The sequence below is a fragment of the Pseudomonas sp. D3 genome, assembly GCF_029320995.1.
In the GTDB taxonomy this organism is placed as follows: domain Bacteria; phylum Pseudomonadota; class Gammaproteobacteria; order Pseudomonadales; family Pseudomonadaceae; genus Aquipseudomonas; species Aquipseudomonas paraveronii.
The window spans coordinates 3,118,712-3,137,027 of record NZ_CP119772.1; the positions used below are offsets into that span (position 1 = coordinate 3,118,712).

At 64.2% G+C, this 18,316-nt stretch carries 12 protein-coding genes; 3 read left to right on the top strand and 9 right to left on the bottom strand.

What is annotated here, in order from left to right; all coding sequences use genetic code 11:
- Positions 1-40 precede the first annotated feature (40 nt).
- Complete coding sequence (locus P3S72_RS14310) at positions 41-4,030, bottom strand: DUF6543 domain-containing protein (RefSeq protein ID WP_276197839.1); 3,990 nt, start codon at positions 4,028-4,030, stop codon at positions 41-43.
- Positions 4,031-4,171: 141 nt separating this feature from the next.
- Here P3S72_RS14310 and P3S72_RS14315 point away from each other — a divergent pair, with 141 nt between their 5' ends.
- The 3 genes from P3S72_RS14315 to P3S72_RS14325 all read left to right on the top strand — a co-directional run bounded on the left by P3S72_RS14315 (position 4,172) and on the right by P3S72_RS14325 (position 5,956).
- Entirely contained in the window at positions 4,172-4,459 is a 288-nt protein-coding gene (locus P3S72_RS14315) for a DUF5629 family protein (RefSeq protein ID WP_276197840.1), read from the top strand.
- Entirely contained in the window at positions 4,446-5,621 is a 1,176-nt protein-coding gene (locus tag P3S72_RS14320; protein WP_276197841.1) for a lactonase family protein, read from the top strand. Before P3S72_RS14315 ends, P3S72_RS14320 begins: the two co-directional genes overlap by 14 nt.
- Positions 5,622-5,776: 155 nt before the next feature.
- Positions 5,777-5,956, top strand: coding sequence for a hypothetical protein (locus P3S72_RS14325; protein WP_247407075.1), 180 nt, complete (start codon positions 5,777-5,779; stop codon positions 5,954-5,956).
- A 45-nt stretch (positions 5,957-6,001) separates the two neighbouring features.
- Here P3S72_RS14325 and P3S72_RS14330 read toward each other — a convergent pair whose 3' ends face one another.
- The 8 genes from P3S72_RS14330 to P3S72_RS14365 form a co-directional block, all read right to left on the bottom strand.
- A complete protein-coding gene (locus P3S72_RS14330; protein WP_276197842.1) occupies positions 6,002-6,595 on the bottom strand; it encodes a glutathione S-transferase in 594 nt (197 codons plus the stop codon).
- Complete coding sequence (locus tag P3S72_RS14335) at positions 6,592-10,230, bottom strand: AAA family ATPase (RefSeq protein ID WP_276197843.1); 3,639 nt, start codon at positions 10,228-10,230, stop codon at positions 6,592-6,594. Before P3S72_RS14335 ends, P3S72_RS14330 begins: the two co-directional genes overlap by 4 nt.
- Positions 10,227-11,468 (bottom strand): exonuclease SbcCD subunit D C-terminal domain-containing protein, encoded by a 1,242-nt coding sequence (locus P3S72_RS14340; protein ID WP_276197844.1) that lies wholly within the window; start codon positions 11,466-11,468, stop codon positions 10,227-10,229. The genes P3S72_RS14335 and P3S72_RS14340 overlap by 4 nt, the downstream gene beginning before the upstream one ends.
- A 966-nt stretch (positions 11,469-12,434) precedes the next feature.
- Positions 12,435-14,075, bottom strand: coding sequence for a BatD family protein (locus tag P3S72_RS14345; protein WP_276197845.1), 1,641 nt, complete (start codon positions 14,073-14,075; stop codon positions 12,435-12,437).
- Complete coding sequence (locus P3S72_RS14350; RefSeq protein ID WP_276197846.1) at positions 14,072-15,811, bottom strand: tetratricopeptide repeat protein; 1,740 nt, start codon at positions 15,809-15,811, stop codon at positions 14,072-14,074. Before P3S72_RS14350 ends, P3S72_RS14345 begins: the two co-directional genes overlap by 4 nt.
- Positions 15,808-16,896 carry a VWA domain-containing protein gene (locus P3S72_RS14355; RefSeq protein WP_276197847.1) on the bottom strand — a complete coding sequence of 363 codons (1,089 nt, stop codon included), beginning with the start codon at positions 16,894-16,896 and terminating at the stop codon, positions 15,808-15,810. The genes P3S72_RS14350 and P3S72_RS14355 overlap by 4 nt, the downstream gene beginning before the upstream one ends.
- Entirely contained in the window at positions 16,889-17,383 is a 495-nt protein-coding gene (locus P3S72_RS14360) for a DUF4381 domain-containing protein (RefSeq protein WP_276197848.1), read from the bottom strand. The genes P3S72_RS14355 and P3S72_RS14360 overlap by 8 nt, the downstream gene beginning before the upstream one ends.
- Entirely contained in the window at positions 17,380-18,312 is a 933-nt protein-coding gene (locus P3S72_RS14365) for a DUF58 domain-containing protein (RefSeq protein WP_276197936.1), read from the bottom strand. The genes P3S72_RS14360 and P3S72_RS14365 overlap by 4 nt, the downstream gene beginning before the upstream one ends.
- Positions 18,313-18,316: the final 4 nt, after the last annotated feature.

Sequence of the window (18,316 nt, forward strand, 5' to 3'; positions counted from 1 at the left end):
ATCTGGCGAGCATTCTCGCCTAAATGGGTGTCCGGTTTCATTAGACCACTACAGTTTTCGACAGCGGTAGCACCACCTCCAGCTCTTCCTGCTTGCGCACCACCGCTTCCAGCTCGCTTTGCGCCAGCGCCTGGGCGTATTCGAGGCCCGCCAGCAGGCGCTCGGCCTGCGGACGCAGGCGGCTCGGGTTGAGCGCCTTGAGTGCGCGGATCGCCTCTTCATAACGGCGGTACTTTTTCAGCACGGTCTCGTACACATCCCGTTGTTCGGCAAGGGTGTACTCGGTGCTGCTGCGCACCTCGACGTGAGACAGCAGCACTTCGCTCAGGTCGGTTTGCTCAAGGCGCTTGACGTATAGCTCTTCCTGCGGCGGCAGGCGCACGTCGGTCATCTCAACGCTGCTGGCCGCCAGGTAATCCAGGGCGTTGAGCCGCAGGTTGTCGGGGAAAAAATGCTGCGGGTACACGATCTGTGCCAGCAGTTCTTGGCGTATCGTGCGCCCCGCCAGTGAATCGCTTTCCAGCTGTTCCAGGGTGGTCTCCATGGCGCTGGAGACCTCGGCCATGTGCTGGCGAATGTTCGCGGATTCGATGGCGTTGCGCACATATTCGTCGTAGACGGTCGAGTCGCCGAGCAAGTTATTCACGAACATCCGACGCGCCATCGATGCCATGGGTTCGCCTGCGCCGGAAAAGCGCACAGCGTTCAACCGCGCCACGAGCATCTCTTGGATAAACAGTTGTTGATCCCAAATCGTCTTGAGGATTTTCGCGCGGTCATGCACATGCATACCGGCGCCGCCGACCTTTTCCAGCTCCACGCCCAATTGGACCATTTCCAGGCGCGGGGTCAGTGATTGCGCAAACAGCATTTCCAGGTTCTCCAGCAGCACCTGAAACTCGGTCCGTAGTGTCTGGTGCTTGAGTGCTTCCTTCAGATGCCGTGCTTGGAGGGCGGGTCTTTGCTGGTCTGTCGCTTTTTGCAGCAGGTTCCACACCAACTGCGCGGTTTTGCGTTGCGTGCGCAAGGCTTCCAGGGCCGGTGATATCTGCGTCGCGGATGCCTGGAACGGCGCCATCAGGTGCTGCATGTCTTCGCCGAGTGCCTGCACGCGTGCGAGTACCTCGGCTTTCCTGCGCTGGTTTTCCTCGCGCAAGGCCGCCAATCGCTTGGGCCCGCCGCCTAGCAGTTTGAAGCCACGGTCCAGCGACCAATGGCCGTTGCCGTCAGTTCTTAGCTGAATGCCGGGATGCTCGGTTTTTTCTGGATGAATGATGAACACGTCACCAAAGCCCGGGACAATGCTGACCCTGAATAACAGCCCCGCCACCGAGGCATGCCACCGGCCGTTGATGCGGTACAAACCTTGGTGAGGCCCGATGCTGATCGGGGCGGGAGCGGGGACGGGCCACGGCACGTTGACGGCGCGCAGTTTCTCCAGCAGCGCGGCGCAGGCCGTGTCGCCGGCCAACGAATGGTCGAAGTCCAACAGAGTACGGCCACCGCCGGGTGGTTCGGAGGGCAGGCCGATGCTGCCCTGTTTCACCACCGCTGGATGGCTGATGGGCTGGCCGGGTGGCGGGCGTCTGAAGGGCGCGCGAGTCAGGGCCTGTTCTTCGAGCGGCGGGGTGTCGGTGTGCGCGGTAAGTGCGCCTTGATGCACCAGCAGCATGCCGATATTGAGCAGTAGATCGACCCACGCCAGCTCCTTTGCCCTAGGGTCATGGCTTTCCAGCGCGGGCAGGTCCTGGGTGAGGCTTTGCGTCGCCTGGATCAGCCAGCCAATCGACGCCAACGGCCCGCGCACGGCCATCAACAAGGTGTTGAAGCCCAGCTGCATGCCTTCCAGGATCAACGCCCAGCGGCTCTGTGTAGTCGACGTCGACTCGCGCTCGGCCTGGTCCAGCAACTGGCGGGTTTCGCAGCCAAACAGATACTCCATCAGGCTGCCCTTGTGGAGTGCTTGCAGGACTTCATCGCTGCTCGGGTCGCCGGCCTTCGCCAATGCTGCGGGTTTGGGCACCTCGGGCAGCCGGTCGAACTCCGAGCCTATACCGATACGCACGGCGTGCGGCTGGGTAAAACCCCCGTTGCTGTAGATCGCCCTGGCCGGGGCAGCCAACCAGGTCAGCACGCTCTGCTGTAGCGCGCCGGGTTGCACAATGGCCGCCAGCAGATGCGCGCGGCTGGCGAACTCGAGCAGCGCTTCGCGATAGGCCGGACGGTACAGCAGGTGCGGCCCCAATTGGGTGTCGAGTGGTTCGATGATGAACATGTTGTGCACCACGTCCGCCGTGGCAGCGGGAGTGCGCAGAAAGGCCAGGGTGCGGATGACAATCTCGTCGCCATCGACCCGGCGCGCCAGCGGGTTGGGGGCGATCAGCGCACGCACACAGCGCACGCCGCGCGTGGTCAGGCCCGCTTCGCCTTTGATCGCGTGCTCCAGCGCTTGAATTTTCAGGTGAACGGGCCGCTGTTGCGCGAACAGCCGCTGGCGTTTGCGCGCCGCGTCGGTGTCGCTCATCAGTTCCTGGCGCAGGTAGGCGGGGTAGTTCTGACCAATGTCGACACGTTCGACCAGTTGCCGGATGTAGTCAGGCGTTAACCACGCTTCGAGCGCACGGCCGGTGCGATGGCTGAGCGTCATGCGGCCTTTGGGGCTTCCCGACAGGTTCTTCAGCACCAGATCCACCAGGCTCATGGTGACCGGCTCAATGTAACCGCCCTCGAGGCTGCCCACCGCGACATGAAAGGTCAGGGTCAAATCGTCTGCCCGGTAACCGGCAGCGCGTGCCGCGTCGTTGCAGGTGCGCTGACCACCCAGGGCGACGGAGCGGTCTAGGCACAGCTGATGGTTCAAGTGTTCGGTGGCGTAGCTGCGCAGGGTTTCCAGGCCATCGAAGTCTGAGTCACTGAGGGTCTGGCGCTTGATCCCGGCCTGTTCAAGCAGGCATTCGCGGTAGGCCAGGCGGTCGGCGGCGCTGGCGCGTTGCAGCCAGTCGGGAAGGCTGGCCTGGATGGCTGACAGGGTCGCCAGCGCGGTGACGGATGCGCTGGCAAATACACGCGCCGGCTGGGTGGCCACGGCAAACTGCTGCGCCAATGCCTGCACCGTGGTGTGGGCCGGGAGTTGAATGGCGGCCAGGTCCTCCAGTTGCTGGTTGAGGATCAGCGCGGCCTGCACCTCGAAAATATTGCCGTCGGGTTCGTACTGCTGCCAGGTGATGCTGTCGGCACGGTAACGCTGTTGCAGGTGCTCGCCCCAGGCCTGGCCGAACGTATCCAGATCGGGGTAGGACTCAATTTCACCGGACAGGCGACACAGCAACACCTGCTCGCGGCACACCACCAGCAGCGCGCTCGCCTGCAGGGTGAGCAGGCTGCCGGCCCGCGTCAGATGGGTTTCCAGGGTATACGCATGAATCGCGTCGTCGGGGGCCGGGCGGCGTGCGCGGGTTGCGCGGTCGGGGTAGCGAGCCAGTGTGCCGAGGATGTTCAGTGGGCGGGCGGCGACACCGGGCTGGCGCGTGGCGCAGTCAAGCAGCGCGCCTTGCAGCACGTCGGCCAGCCACTGCCAGCGACTGCCGCCGGCGCCACTGTCCTGGCCCCAATAGGCGGCCAAGGCTTCTTGAAAACCGATAAACAGAATCGACGGCAGCTCTCGAATCATGGCTTCGATGACCAGCAGTTCATCGGCGCGAGAGCCATTGGCCGGATAGCTGAGCCGGGTGCCGCTGGGGGTGCTCAAGTAGCTGTCGAGGCCTTGGCGCGTCGACACATCGGGAAAGCTGCCGTCGGCAAGGTGGTTCAGTGCGACGTCCAATAACGGCAGCAAGGCCCGACCGCCACCGTCGCGGGGCACGGCCAGGCGAAGGTCTGCGAGGGGATGGGTCAGCGGCGGGTATTTTTCCGTCAGGTTGCGGGCCAGCATCTGCGCGGTGACTGAGCGCAGTGTCGGACGATTGAAAAACTGAGCTTCAACCGCTTGTCGGGTCGGGTGGGCGGCGAGGGGGGCATTCCGGTCTGGCATGGGTATTCCTTTACGTTGAATAAAGACGCGCCCTTGCACGGTAATCCGCAGTGTTGTGCCGATGCGGTAGCCGGTTATGGTTTTAGGCCCCGGCGCCAAAGTGGCCTATCATTAGCCCTTTGAACCTGATGAAAGACTGTGATGACTACTACTTTGACGGCCGTCCTTGCCACCAGCGACATGCTTGAAATCGACGGGCTGCACGCCTTCGACTTCACCCTGGATAATGAACAGCTGCTGATCATCGCCATGGATGGCCGTGTGCAAAAACGTTGGAGTTTCAGCCTGGAACAGCTGCAGGCGGCGGTCTTCGATGAGACCTTGCAAAGCTGGACGCTGACCGGTGATGTGGGCGAGCACCGCCTGGTCTGCATGAGTGCCGTCACCGGCAATAACCATGATGAGGATGAAGCGGATGCTGATGCGTAAGTTCTGGCCCTTGTTGATGGCGGGCAGCGTCGGGGCGATGTCGGTGCAGGCGGCACCGGCCGACACCTATGAACTGTTGGTCGGCAGCTACACCGCGGGCAGCAGCGAAGGGATCTATCGTCTGCAATTCGACAGCCGCACCGGGCAGTTCCAGGGCAAGCCGGTATTGGCGGCGAAAGCGGCCAACCCGTCCTGGCTGACGGTCTCCAAAGACCAGCAGCATCTGTTTGTGGTGAATGAAAACGGCCCCGGCCAACAGGACGCGGTCGGTCGCGTCAGCAGCTACCGCATCGACCCGCAGAACCATCAGCTCACGCTGATCAACCAGGTACAAAGCCTGGGCAGCGAGCCGACGCATTCCAGCGTGGCCGCCGATGGCCGCTACCTGTTCGTCGCCAATTACTCGGTGCTCGAAGAGCCGGGCGGTAGCCTGGCGATTCTGCCGCTGGACGCCCAAGGTAAGTTGTCGGCGCCGGTGCAGTTGAGCGGGCACCCGGCGAGCCGGGTCAACCCGGAGCGCCAGGCGTCCAACCATGTGCATTCGGTGGTGCCGTCGCCGGATGGCAAGTACGTGTTTGTGCAGGACCTCGGCGCGGACAAGGTGTTTGCCTACCACTACGACCCCAAGGCCAACCCGGAACGGCCTCTGACCACGGCCAACCCGGCGTCGGTGCCCTTGCCACCGGGCAGCGGTCCACGTCATTTGTTGTTCAGCGCCGACGGTAAACACGCGTGGCTGACCACCGAGATGAGCGCCCAGGTCGCGGTGTTCGATTACCACGACGGCCAGCTCAAGCAAACCCAATTGGTGGACTTCGCCGCCGGGCAACCGGTGGCCGACAAGGCCGGCGCGGCGTTGCACGCCTCCAGCGATGGCAAGTTCCTGTATGTGAGCAATCGCGGCACGGCCAATCAGTTGCTGGTGTTCAGCATCGACCCGGCCACCGCACACCTCAAGGAACTGCAGCGCCGTTCCGTGGAAGGCGACCACCCGCGCGAGTTCAGCCTGGACCCGAGCGGCAAGTTCCTGCTGATCGCCAACCAGAAAAGCAATGAAATCGTGGTGGTCGAACGCGACCCCAAAACCGGCCTGCTCGGTAAAACCGTGCAAAAACTGCCGATCGATGCGCCCAGCGACCTCAAGTTCCTGCTGCGTCAATAAGCCACAGGCCCCGCGCAGCGGGGCCTGATCCTCTTTATTAATTCGATTGATAACAGCTACTGTTTCAAAGCATTTCTAAGGCCCAACCCTCGGGCGTAAGTTGAGTTCCAAGGCCTCCACGGCCACTCAACCAAACGAACACAAGGGTTACCGACATGAACTTCAATCTCTTCTCGATCATCGCCGCTTCTGCTGTTTCCGCCACTGTTGCGTTGCCGGCTGCCGCCAGCGTGAACGTCATCGGCAAACAATCCAGCACCAGCGCCTACACCCAGAAATACCTGCAACAGAGTGCCAACTTCTACGCAGCACTGGATCACAAAACCCAGTACTGAGCGACATGTGGGAGCAGGCGTGCTCCCACACTCGTTTAGACCGATTCAGGTTTTTGCCATCACCGCGATAAACAGCGGCGACTCCAGAAACCATTGCAACCACGCCTGCACCCGCCGGTATGACGTGCGCGCAAACCACGCCCGATCGACATGCGCAAACTGCCGCACAAACGGCGCCACGGCCATATCCGCAAGGCTCGGGTGATCGGCCAGCACATACGCGCGGTCTGTCAGCAAGCCCTCCAGCTTCTGCAAAAACACCTCACCTTCGGCTCGATAATGTTCCATCGGCTGCTCCGGGTAGCGTTCGGCATACTTGTATCGATTCAGGTGATGTTTGAAGCCCTGGTCATTCTCGGCAATCAGCGCCAGTACCGCCGGATCACCCTGGAGCAACCAGTCTTGCGGGTCGTTTTGCGCCAAGGCCCAGCGCATGATGTCCAGGCTTTCGTCGATCACCCGGCCGTCGACGCTCAACACCGGCACCGTGCCTTTGGGCGACAGCGCGAGCATCTCGGCCGGCTTGGCCTTGAGGCTGACTTCGACAATCCGCACCGGCACGCCGCAATAGCGCAAAGCCAGGCGGGCGCGCATCGCATAGGGGCAACGGCGAAACGAGTACAGCAGCGCCTCGCTCACTTCACCTCCACGGTGCTCAAACCATTGCCCTGGCGCTTGACCTGGATCTGTACCGGGATGCGCTCGTGCATTTCCTGTACGTGGGAAATCACCGCCACCTTGCGGCCTTGGGCTTGCAGGCCATCCAGTGCGTCCATGGCCAACTGCAGGGATTCCGGGTCGAGGCTGCCGAAACCTTCGTCGATAAACAGCGACTCGATCTTCAAGGTGCTCGACGCCATCGATGCCAGGCCCAGCGCCAGCGCCAGGGAGACGAGGAACGTCTCGCCGCCGGACAATGAATGCACCGAGCGCAGTTCGTCGCCCATTTCCGTGTCCATCACCAGCAGGCCGAGCATGCTGCCGCCGCGTTTGAGGCGGTAGCGGCGCACCAGTTGGCGCAGTTGCACGTTGGCGTGGTGCACCAGCAAATCGAGGTTGTAGGCCTGGGCGATCTTGCGGAACGTGTCGCCGGTGGCCGAGCCGATCAGCGCGTTGAGGCGCGCCCAGCGTTGCCATTCGTCATAGGCCTTGGCGATCTGTTCGTCCAGGGCGTGGTTGGCGTCCTGGCGGCGCTGGTCTTCGGATTGCCGCGCGCGCAGTTCGGCGCAGTGTTTTTCGCCGTCGGCCAGTTGCTGGTTGAGCGCCGCCAGGCTGCTGTCCAACTGTTCTGCTTGCAGGTTGCCGTTGTGCAGCGCCTGGTGCTCGGCCAGGCGTTGTTCGCGCTCCTGCAGCAGCACACTGGCTTGCTCGACGGCTTTTTCGCTGCTGTGTAGCTGCTGGCGCAGTGCGCTGGCGTGGGCGTCGTCGAAGGCCAGCAGGCGCTTGAGCCCGGCGTCGTCCAGTTCGGGGTGCAGGGCGCGCCACTCGCGCAAGCGCGCCGCGAGCGCTTGCTGTTCGGCTTGCAGCGTGTGCTGACGGTCCTGCTGGGCCTTGAGGTCGGCGGCCAGTTGGATCAACGCGTTGCGGATGTCCTGCACCTGTTGGTTGGCGTCGGCTTCGCGTTGGCGTGACTGCGCCACCGCCTGTTCGAGTTGCTGTTGCCAGTCTTCGGCACGCGGGTGCTGACCGAGCAGGCCGTTGAGTTTTTCCTCGGCCGCGTGTTGCTGAGCGGCCAGTTCGCTGACCTGCTGGCGCAACGCGTCGAGCTGCTGCTGGCGATGCTGCTGATGGGTGTGTGCTTTCTCGATCGCCTGCTGACGCGCTTGTTGCTCGGCCAGTTCATCGCGCTGGTGGGCCAGCTCTTCGAGACGCTGGCTGACCTGTTGGTCCAACAGCATGAAGGTCGCCGCCGGTTCGCTGCGCAGCCCTTCCAGGGTCTCGGACGGCAACAGGCTGGCGAAGGCCTGCAGTTCTTCGTCGAGGCGTTCGCGGTCGTTGGCCAGCTCGCGTTGCTGGTCGATCAGTAACTGTCGGGCTTGCTGGCCGGCGTCTTGGGCCGCTTGTAGCTGTTGCTGCAGGCGCCCGGCGTTTTGTTGCAGGTTGAGCAGCGCGCCTTGGCGTTGCTCGTCCTGGCTGATGTTTTGCGTCAGTTGACTAAGCTGCTGGGCCAGCCAGTCGCTGCGCCGGGCGGCGTCCTGATTGAACAACGAGGCCGACAGCGGGTGCGCGTCCAGGCTGGGCGCCAGGGCGTGCTGTTGCGTCGTCAGTTGCTCCTGTTGTTGCAGGAATTCTTTTTGCTGGGCGATCAAGCCGCCGACTTCGCCGCGCAGTTCGGTGAGTTTTTCCTTGAGGCTGTCGACGGCTTGCTGCGCCATGGCCTCTTCGTTTTCGTCGTGGCGACCGAGGCTGTGCAGCAACGCTTCGGGTTGGTGATACGGATGCTCATGGCTGCCGCACACCGGGCAGGGCTGACCATCCTGCAATTGCTCGCGCAACTCTTCGACGCTGGCACTGCGCGCCAGACGCTGGCGCTCCAGCAACTGCTTGGTCACCGTCAGGGTTTGCTCGGCGACCGTGAGTTCGGCTTTGGTGTGCAGGCCGGTCTGGTTCAACCGGTCGCGTTGTTGTTGGGCGTCTGACAGTTTCTGCGTCAATAAGGCCGCTTGCTCGTCCAGCTGTTGCTGGCTGTCCCACAGCCGGGTCAGGTCTTCAAAGGCGCGTTGCTGCTTGCGATTGTCTTGCAGCAGGCTGGCAAGCAACTGGATCTGTTCGGCGACGGCGTGAGGCTCGGCACCGGCTTCCTGGTACAGCAGGTCGAGGGCATCGCGTTGTTGGGCGAACTTCTCGGCGGCGGCGGTGGCGCGCTGTTCAAGCTGCGGCAGTTCGGCCTGGCCCTTGTTCAGGCGATTGCCGATCAGCATCAATTGTTGCAGGCGGTCGCGGTAGGCGTTCCAGGCCTCGCTCAACGGCGCGAGGGCGGCGCTGCGTTCCAGGCCGGTGGCCAGGCGTTGCAGGCGCTCGGCGACGTGGCTGTGCTTTTCCTGCAAGCCCTTGAGTAAGGCCTGACCTTCGGCGCAGGCCGTTTCGTGCTGTTGCTGGTCCTCGCTGCGCTTGGCCAGTTCCTTGGTCAAGTGGGCGAGGGTGTTCTGTTCCTCGAAGGCCTGGCGCAGCAAAGGCACGGCGTCGGCCTGATCTTTCAGGGCCGCTGCCAGCGCCGTTTGGGCGGATGCCTGCTGCTGTTGGGCGTGTTCCTGGCGCTCATGCAGATCGGTTTGCTGCTCGATATGCGCTTGAATGTGCGCCGCCAGCGGCGTAAGCACGGTGTCGAGTTCCGCCTGGCGTGCGAAGTGATGGCGCTGCGGTGCCAACTGTTCCAGGCGGCTCAAGTCTTCGCGCTGTGGATCTTGGCTGTCCCAGTGTTGCTGGGCTTGCTGTAACTGTTCGACGGCGCCGAGCTTGCGCTCCTGCCATTCGCGCAGTTCCTTGAGCCAGGTGTGCTGCAGCTCCAGTTGCTTGAGCTGGGCTTGCTCGGTCTTGAGCTGTTGTTGCGCCTGGGCCAACTGTTGGTCCAGTTCGGCGCGGGCCTCCGGGGCCAGGGGCACCACGCCGGTGGCCTGGTCCTGCAGTTGTTTGTGGGCGTCCTTGGCGTCCTTGGCCTTGTCGAACGCGCGACGGCCGAGCAGGGTGTAGAGCGCGGTGTCGGTGAGCTTTTCGAGCAGTTCGCTGCGCTCGTTGTCGTTGGCCTTGAGGAAGGCGCTGAACTCGCTTTGCGCCAGCAACACGGCGCGGGTGAACTGCTCGAAGTTCAGGCCCAGGGCCAATTCCAGTTGGGTCTTGTATTCGGTTTTCTGGCTCGCCAGCAGTTGGTCGCTGTCCAGGTCGATCAGGCTCTGCCGGCTGTTCTGCAACTTGCCGCTGGCTTTGTCGCGGGCGCGGTTGGCTTCCCAGCGCGCCCGGTAGCGGCGGCCGTTGACGCCGACAAAATCCACCTCGGCATAACCACCGCCGGTGCCGCGACGCAGCAGTGTGCGCGGGTCGCCGATGGAAATATCGCTGTCGGCGTCGGGCATCTTGGCCTGGCCGGTATCGCCCAGGCGCGGCACGGCACCAAACAGCGCCAGGCACAGCGCGTCGAGCAGGGTGCTTTTGCCCGCGCCGGTCGGCCCGGTAATCGCGAACAAACCGGCACTGGCCAGGGGCTCGGCGGTAAAGTCGATCTCAAACGGGCCGGCCAGGGAGGCGAGGTTTTTCAGGCGGATGGCGAGGATCTTCATGGCTGTTCGCCCTCCTGTTGCACTTCCTGGAGCAGCACCGCGAAATCCTTCAAGGTCTGTTCATCCACTTCACTGCCGTAGTTGTCCTGCCAGGCGCGGCTGAACAGCTCCTGAGGGGTGAGCTGGTCGAGTTCGATCAAGCGCTCGTCGTTCGAGTCGTCGCTGCCGCGTTTGCCGGCGTACTCGGCGGCGATGCGCACCAGGCGCACGGCTTTGCCTTGCAGGGCGGTTTCGATTTGCTGGCGCAGGTCGGGCTGCGGTTCGTCGAGGCGTACCCGCACTTCCAGCCAGGGCTGGCGCTGGGTTTCGGCGAGCAGGTCGATGTCCGGCAAGTCACCGAGCTGCTTGAGGATGTCGGCCAGGGGCGCGGCTTCCAGGCGTTGCAGGTTGACCGCTCGTGGGATCAGGCGCGGTTCGACGCTGAGCAGGGCTTCGCCGTCGAAGGTCACGTCGAGAATCTGGTGTTGGTAGCCGATTTCGGAAAACGACAACGGGATCGGCGAGCCGCTGTAGCGAATGCGTTCTTCGCCGTTGACCCGCTGCGGCTTGTGCAGATGGCCGAGGGCTACATAGCTGACGCTGGCATCGAACAGGCTGGCGGGCAGCGCTTCGGCATTGCCGATGATCAGGCTGCGCTCGGAGTCCTCCGACACCGAACCGCCGGCCATGTGCGCGTGGCTGATGGCAACCAGCGCCTGGCCCGGCTCGCGTTTGGCGTTGGCTGCGGCAATCAGCCATTCATGCACCTGGCCGATACCGCGCAGGTAATCGTCGCCCAACTGCGCGCCGGTGACTTCCGCCGGGCGCAGGAATGGCAGCGCCAGGCACCAGGCGGCGATCTTGCCGTCGGCGCCGGGCAGCGGGATCAGCAACCGCTCGGCGTCCAGTTGCCCGTCATCCAGCCACAACACCCGGCCCAAGGCGTGGGTACGCAAGCGGCGCATCAACGGTGCGGGCAATTCGATGCGCGAGCCGGAGTCGTGGTTGCCGGCGATCATCACAATCGTGAGAGCGGGGTTTTGTTCGTGGGCGCTGATGATGAAATCGTACAGGCGCTCCTGGGCTTTGAGCGGCGGGTTGACTGTGTCGAAGATATCGCCGGCGATCAACAGCACATCCGGCGTGTGCGCGCCGAGCTGGCGCAGCAGCCACTCGAGGAAACAGGCGTGTTCGAAGTCGCGTTCCTGGCCATGCAGGTTTTGCCCAAGGTGCCAGTCGGAGGTGTGAAACAGACGCAAGGCGAGCTCCGTGGAGAAGATGAAAAGGAGGGCAGTTTACCTGTATTGCGAGCGGGCTGCTCCAGACGACGCAGATCCAGTGTGGGAGGGGCTTGCCCCCGATGGCGGCATGTCAGCCGACATCTAATTGACTGATACACCGCTATCGGGGGCAAGCCCCCTCCCACAGGGGCGCGCGGTGTGCGTTATGTCTTGGCTGGCAGGCAATCCGGGGCGCGGTCAGGCAGGGTTCGGGCCATGCCGATCAGGCGACGCAGATCCAGTGTGGGAGGGGGCTTGCCCCCGATGGCGGCGTGTCAGCCGACATCTAATTGACTGATACACCGCTATCGGGGGCAAGCCCCCTCCCACAGGGGGGCGCGGTGTGCGTTATGTCTTGGCTGGCAGGCAATCCGGGGCGCGGTCAGGCAGGGTTCGGGCCATGCCGATCAGGCGACGCAGATCCAGTGTGGGAGGGGGCTTGCCCCCGATGGCGGCGTGTCAGCCGACATCTAATTGACTGATACACCGCTATCGGGGGCAAGCCCCCTCCCACAGGGGGGCGCGGTGTGCGTTATGTCTTGGCTGGCAGGCAATCCGGGGCGCGGTCAGGCAGGGTTCGGGCCATGCCGATCAGGCGACGCAGATCCAGTGTGGGAGGGGGCTTGCCCCCGATGGCGGCGTGTCAGCCGACATCATAATTGACTGATACACCGCTATCGGGGGCAAGCCCCCTCCCACAGGGGGGCGCGGTGTGCGTTATGTCTTGGCTGGCAGGCAATCCGGGGCGCGGTCAGGCAGGGTTCGGGCCATGCCGATCAGGCGACGCAGATCCAGTGTGGGAGGGGGCTTGCCCCCGATGGCGGCGTGTCAGCCGACATCATAATTGACTGATACACCGCTATCGGGGTGGCGGTGGGTCCGCTTGCTCAGTGTTGACTGGCCCACCACCCGGCCCGACTCTCGATTCGTGACGTATCAGATCGGCTATTTGGGATACAGCGGCGGCAAGCTGGTGGTATCGGTGGCCGGGTCTTGCGCGCGTTCGGCCATCGGGATGGCTTTTACCGCGCGCCACAGTTCTTCACCCAGCCAGTAGTGGCCGCTTTCGCTGTACAGCGCGCCGTTCAGGCCGTCCAGCGCGTCGGACAGCGGCACGAAGCGCGCTGCCATGTCGGCCAGGGTTTCTGGTTGTTGCCGGGCCCAGGCGTCCAGGGCCTGGCGGGTGGCCTGGGGGTCGTTGGCCTGGGTCGCGCGCTTGAGGTCGTCGAGCAGGGTGCGCGGGCTTGGGCCGGTTTGTGCGGCGCGCTGCACCGCCGGTTGGCGACGCGCATGCCACCACAGGCCGAAACCCAGCAATGTAGTGCAGGCGAGGAGCAGGGTGCTCAGTTGCCACAGCCACAGGCGGCTATCGTCGGGGGCGGTGATGACGGTCGGTGTGGCAGGCGTGTCCACCACCAGGCTCGGGTTATTCGCCACTTGCAGGGTGCGGGCGGGCAGGCTGGTGCGTTCGAGGTGGTCTTCATGGGTGTTCCACCACACCACTTCCACCGCCGGCAATTCCAGGGCGCCGGCGCGGGTGGGTACCAGCGCTTCGCGGTCTTCACGGCTGCCGATCAGGCCACGGTCGTTGTTCTGGTTGCCGAGTACCGGTTGGTCCGGGTAGCGGCGCAGGCCATTGATCTCTGTGCTCGGCAGCCCCGGCAGTTGTGCGCTGGACAGGCCTTCGGCCTTGACCGTCAAGCTGCGGGTCAGGGAATCGCCGATCTGCACGTGGTCCGGCTCGGGGTTCCAGTTTTCGCTCAGGGTCAGGCTGCGTGCCGGTAGCCACGGCGCATCGGCGGGATACAACTCGGGCTTGGGTTTGACCGTCAACTCGATGGGCGCGGTGCTGACGTGAATCAGCTTGCCCGGCTTGGTGCCTTGCAGCGTGTTCTCCTGCGGCGGGCGCGACTCCACCAAGGTTGCGCTGAAGGTTTGCGCCGCAATCGTCAGGTTGCCGCTGTGCTGCGGGTAGATCGCGTAGCGGGTTTCGATCACGCCATGGCGAATGCTGTTGATGACTTTCTCGTAGGTGCGCGATTCGCCCAGTTGCTCGATACGCGCATCGGGAATCTGCAGCGGTGTGAGGCTGCTGTCGTCGTACAGCGACACCGAGTGATACACGCGTACCGTCAACAGTGTCTGGGCTTGAACGTACACGCTGTTCTGGTCGAGGTTGGACTCGACGAACACCGGCGCGAGTTCGGCGTTGGTGTCCTGGCTGGTGGTTTCCAACACTTGCAGGCTGATCGGCTGGGTTGTGTATTCACCCACTTGCAACGGCGGGATCACCACGGTGCCGTTTTCCTTTGGCAGCAGCGTGATGATCCAGCGCGTGGTGGCGTGGTTATCGCCGCCGAGGGTGGTGAGTTGGTTGATCTGGCGGGTGCCGCTGACTTCGAACTGCGCATCCAGCGGCGACAGGTCAGGTTTGCCGAACTGGGTGACGTCGCTGGATTCCACCGTCAGTTCCACCGTTTCCCCGGCGTTGAGGCGGCTGCGGTCGACGCTCGCGACCAGGTTCGCCGCCTGGGCGTGGCCTGCCGATAGCGCGAGCAGAAGCAGAAGGGTGGTGCGGCGGCTCATCGAGTCTTGTCCTGATGCTGTTGCTGTTCGTACCAGAATTTGCGGCGCAGCAGTTCGCCGGGGTTGTCCGGGATCTCCTGCAGCCATTGTTCCAGGGCCTGGCGATGTTCACCGTCCAGGCTGGCGTCGCTCGGGCGCAGCGGCGGGGTGGTGGTTTGCTCATCCCCCAGTTCGCTGCCTGGCACGTCATTGCCGCCCGCTTGTGGCGTGGCGCCGGCCTGGGTATCGCCGGTGCCGGCCTCGCCCTGGCTGGGGGACGATGGCTCGCCACTCGTGGCACTTTGCCCGCTGGTGCCCGGTTGCGCAGTTTGGCCGGGTTGGATGGTTTCGTCATCTTCGTTTTTTGCAGGCTTGGTCGACTCGGGCTGCGCCTGTTGCTGTATCAGGCTTTCCACCAGTGCCTTGTTTTTCAGGGCCGGCAGCAGATCAGGCTGGGCTTCCAGCGCCTGCTCGTAGGCGTCGATGGCCGCTTCCAGTTCACCGGACCTGGCCAGCGCGTTGCCGCGATTGTAGTGGGCGTAGGCGTCGCTGCCCTCGGCAAAGCGCTTGATGGCCTCGGCGTAGTTACCTGCCTCGTACAGCGCTACGCCTTGCCATTGTGGGTCTTTGAAGTGTTCGGCGGCTTCGGCGGGGCGTTTTTTCTTCAGCAGGTACTGGCCTTGCTGGTCGGGGCGCAGCCACAGGTCCTGGAGTTCGAAGGCATAGCTCGGTTGCGGCACGCCCAATAGCAGCAATGGCAGGCAGAACAGCCAGCCACGGCGCCCGGCGCAGGCCGCCAGCAGCAACAGCGGCAGCAGCAGCCAGTAACCCTGGTCGGCCCAGGTGTCGAGGTGCAGCAGTTGGCCGTCGTTGCGCAGGGCTTGCGGTGCGTCGAGCATGCCGAGTTGGCGCAGGTCCTTGTCGTCCAGGCGCGCGGCACGGTAGCGGCCGCCCATTTCGTCGGCGAAGGCTTTGAGGGTCGGGCTGTCGAGGCGCGGTACTAGGATTGCACCCTGTTCGTCCTTGAGGAACTCGCCGCTCTCCAGGGTCACCGGGGTGCCTTCGCGACTGCCGATGCCGAGGATCGACAGGCTTGGCGCCTGGCCGCCTTGCAGCAGCAAGCGGATGCCCTGGCGCTCCTGCTTGGACAGCGATGAGCCGATCAGCAACAACCGGCCCTGGCCGAGGCCGCCGTGCTTGAGCAGGTCCAGGGCTTTCTCCACGGCCAGGTCGGCACGGTGGCCGGGTTCAGGCATCAACGAGGGGCGTAGCGCTTCGAGCAGATTGCGGCTGGTGGCCAGGTCGTCCGACAGCGGCACCAGGGTGTGGGCGCTGCCGGCATACACGACGATGGCGGTTTGTGCGTCGCTGCGCGCCTGCAACAAGTCATACAGCTTACGCCGCGCCTGTTCCAGGCGGCTGGGCGGGCTGTCGGTGGCGAGCATTTGCGGGGTCAGTTCGAGCAGCACCACCAGCGGATCGGAAGGCTTCTGGCTGGTCTGTTCCACCCGCTGCCAACTAGGGCCGAGCAAGGCCAGCACCGCCAGCAGCCAGGCGATACCGAGGATTACCCACGGCGATTTGCTTTCGCGCCCGTTGCCACCGCTGAGCAGCACGGCATGGAACGCCGGCGGCAGGATCATCTGCCAGCGCCCGGCGCGTTTTTGTCGATGCCAGAGTTGCCACAGCAACCAGCCGAGCAGCGGCAGCAGCAACAGCCACCAGGGACGGAACCAGTGCGGCCACAGGTCCATCATCGACGCCTCCGCAAACGCAGGCGTTTGAGGCGCTGGCGCCATTCAGGGTGCTGTTGCAGAAAATGCCCCTTGCTCGACAGTTTATTGAACAGCCGTTGCAGAGCGTTGTTCGGCCAGCGCTCCTGCACCACCAGCAACAGGCTGAGGATCAGCGCCAATGCCAGGGGGGCGCTGTACAGCGCCTGCGCCGGGCGGGCCTGGGTGGGTTGCTGTTCGACGGGTTCGAGTTGGTCGAGGGTCTCCTTGACCGCTTGCAGCTCTGCGCCATCGCGGGCACGGAAGTAGCGGCCGCCGGTAGCCTCGGCGATAGCCTTGAGCGCCGGCTCGTCGAGATCCAGGCTCGGGTTGACGCCCAGAATGCCGAGGGAGCCGGTTTGTTCAGGATCGGCGCCTATACCGATCGGGTAGATCTTCACCCCTTCTTCAGCGGCCAGGCGCGCGGCGGTCAGTGGGTCGATCCGGCCACCGTTGTTGGCGCCGTCCGTCACCAGGATCAGCACACGGCTTTGCGCCGGGCGCTGGCGCAGGCGTTTCAAGGCCAGGCCGATGGCGTCACCGATGGCGGTGTTCTTGCCGGCAATGCCGATGCGCGCTTCATCGAGCCAGGTGCGTACCGTGCGGCGGTCGAAGGTCAGCGGCGCTTGCAGGTACGCTTGGCTGCCGAACAGGATCAGGCCGACACGATCGCCTTCGCGCCCTTCAAGAAAATCGCCGAGCAGGTGCTTGACCAAGGTCAGGCGGCTGACGTCGTCGTCCTCCCAGTGCATGTCGGGGAAATCCATGGAGCCGGACACGTCCACGGCCACCAGCAAATCGCGGCCACTGGCGGCAATCGGCAGCGGTTCACCGAGCCATTCCGGGCGGGCGGCGGCGCTCAACAGCAGCAGCCACAGCACGACGAAAGGCGCCTGTTGCCGCCAGCCCGGCAGGTTCGAGCGGGCGCGGCGGCCCGCCAGGCCTTCGAGGTCGCTGAGGTAGCTGACTTTCAGCGCTGGCTCACCGCTGTCGGCTGCCGGCAGCAGCAGGCGCATCAACCAGGGGAGTGGCAACAGGGCGAAGATCCACGGCCAGGCGAACTCAAACATGTTTGCGAATCCAGGTGTCGACCGCCTGGGTCAGGCCGGCGATGGCTTTGTCGTCGAGTTTGCATTCGGGCTTATAGGCGCCTTCCACCAGCACCATCCAGCGCGTGAGGCCGGCGGCGGGGCAGCGGTTATCGAGAAACGCCAGCCATTTGCGGCCGTTGAGGGTGTGGCTCTGGCTGTAGGGGTAGTCGTTGCGGCATAGGCGCTTGAGCAAGCCATTAAGTTGCTGCAACCAGGCGCCGGCCGGCGCGCCGTCGTAGGGTTTGGGCATCAGGGCCAGTTCGGCCAGGGCGGTGATGCGCAGCGGGTCCAGCGGTTGTTCGGCGCGGGACACCGGGCGCCGCGTGGGCAGGAAACGGCGCAGCGACCACACGCCCCAGCCCAGCAGCGGGATCACCAGCAGTAACAGCCACCAGCCTGGCGCGGGCGGCCAGAAGCCGATCGCAGGCGGGGCGATCAGCGGTTGCAGTTGGTCGAGGCTGCTCATTGCTTTTTACCCGGGCGTTGCGAGTTGAGGTATTCGCGCAGTTGCTCGACCATTTCGCTCTGGGTGCTCAAGGGCATCAGCAATACCCGCAGTTTCTGCGCGAGCAGCTCCCAGCGTGCGATACGCGCTTCGGCCTGGGCCTTGTAGGCCTGGCGCAAATCGACGTTCAGTGTGTCCAGTTCCAGTTGCGCGCCGCGTTCGGCAAAGCGCAGCAGCCCGGCGGCGGGTAGGGCATGGTCGAGCGGGTCGGAGATCGGCAACAGCAGCAGGTCGCAGTGGCGTGACAGCAGGCTCAGTTGTTGTTCGGCGCCTTCGGTCAGTGCGCGCTCGTCGCAGATCACGATCACCAGGCTGCCCGGGCGCAGCACTTCACGGCCACGGCGCAGGGCCATGCCCAAGGCGTCGGTTTCGGGGCTGCTTTCGGTGTTCAGGCTCTGGTTGACCCGTACCAGGCGGTTGAGCAGTTGCAGCAGGCTTTGCTTGCTGCGTCGCGGTTTGATTTCGTAGTGCTCGTTGTCGCCGAAGACCAGCCCGCCGACACGGTCGTTATGCCCCAGCGCCGCCCAGCCGATCAGGCTGGCCGCCTGGGCTGCGAGCACCGACTTGAACATCTGTCCTGAACCGAAAAACAAGCGGCAGCTTTGCTCGACCATGATGAAAATCGGGCGTTCGCGCTCTTCGTGGAACAGCTTGGTGTGCGGCTCCTGGGTGCGCGCAGTCACGCGCCAGTCGATGGTGCGCACATCGTCGCCGGCCTGGTAGACGCGTACCTGGTCGAAGTCGACTCCACGCCCGCGCAGCTTGGAGTGGTGCAGGCCGATCAGTGGGCTGCGTTGGCTCGGCGTGGAAAACAGCTGCACTTCGCGCACGCGGTGGCGCATCTCAATCAATTCGCCGAGCGTGACGCGGATTCCCAAGCTTGCGTTTATCGAT

Excerpts from the sequence above, each read along its gene's own strand:
- P3S72_RS14360 (WP_276197848.1), bottom strand. The coding sequence starts at position 17,383 with ATGAGCAGCCTCGACCAACTGCAACCGCTGATCGCCCCGCCTGCGATC.
- P3S72_RS14350 (WP_276197846.1), bottom strand. The coding sequence starts at position 15,811 with ATGATGGACCTGTGGCCGCACTGGTTCCGTCCCTGGTGGCTGTTGCTG.
- P3S72_RS14335 (WP_276197843.1), bottom strand. The coding sequence starts at position 10,230 with ATGAAGATCCTCGCCATCCGCCTGAAAAACCTCGCCTCCCTGGCCGGC.
- P3S72_RS14345 (WP_276197845.1), bottom strand. The coding sequence starts at position 14,075 with ATGAGCCGCCGCACCACCCTTCTGCTTCTGCTCGCGCTATCGGCAGGC.
- P3S72_RS14320 (WP_276197841.1), top strand. The coding sequence starts at position 4,446 with ATGCTGATGCGTAAGTTCTGGCCCTTGTTGATGGCGGGCAGCGTCGGG.
- P3S72_RS14355 (WP_276197847.1), bottom strand. The coding sequence starts at position 16,896 with ATGTTTGAGTTCGCCTGGCCGTGGATCTTCGCCCTGTTGCCACTCCCC.
- P3S72_RS14310 (WP_276197839.1), bottom strand. The coding sequence starts at position 4,030 with ATGCCAGACCGGAATGCCCCCCTCGCCGCCCACCCGACCCGACAAGCG.
- P3S72_RS14325 (WP_247407075.1), top strand. The coding sequence starts at position 5,777 with ATGAACTTCAATCTCTTCTCGATCATCGCCGCTTCTGCTGTTTCCGCC.
- P3S72_RS14315 (WP_276197840.1), top strand. The coding sequence starts at position 4,172 with ATGACTACTACTTTGACGGCCGTCCTTGCCACCAGCGACATGCTTGAA.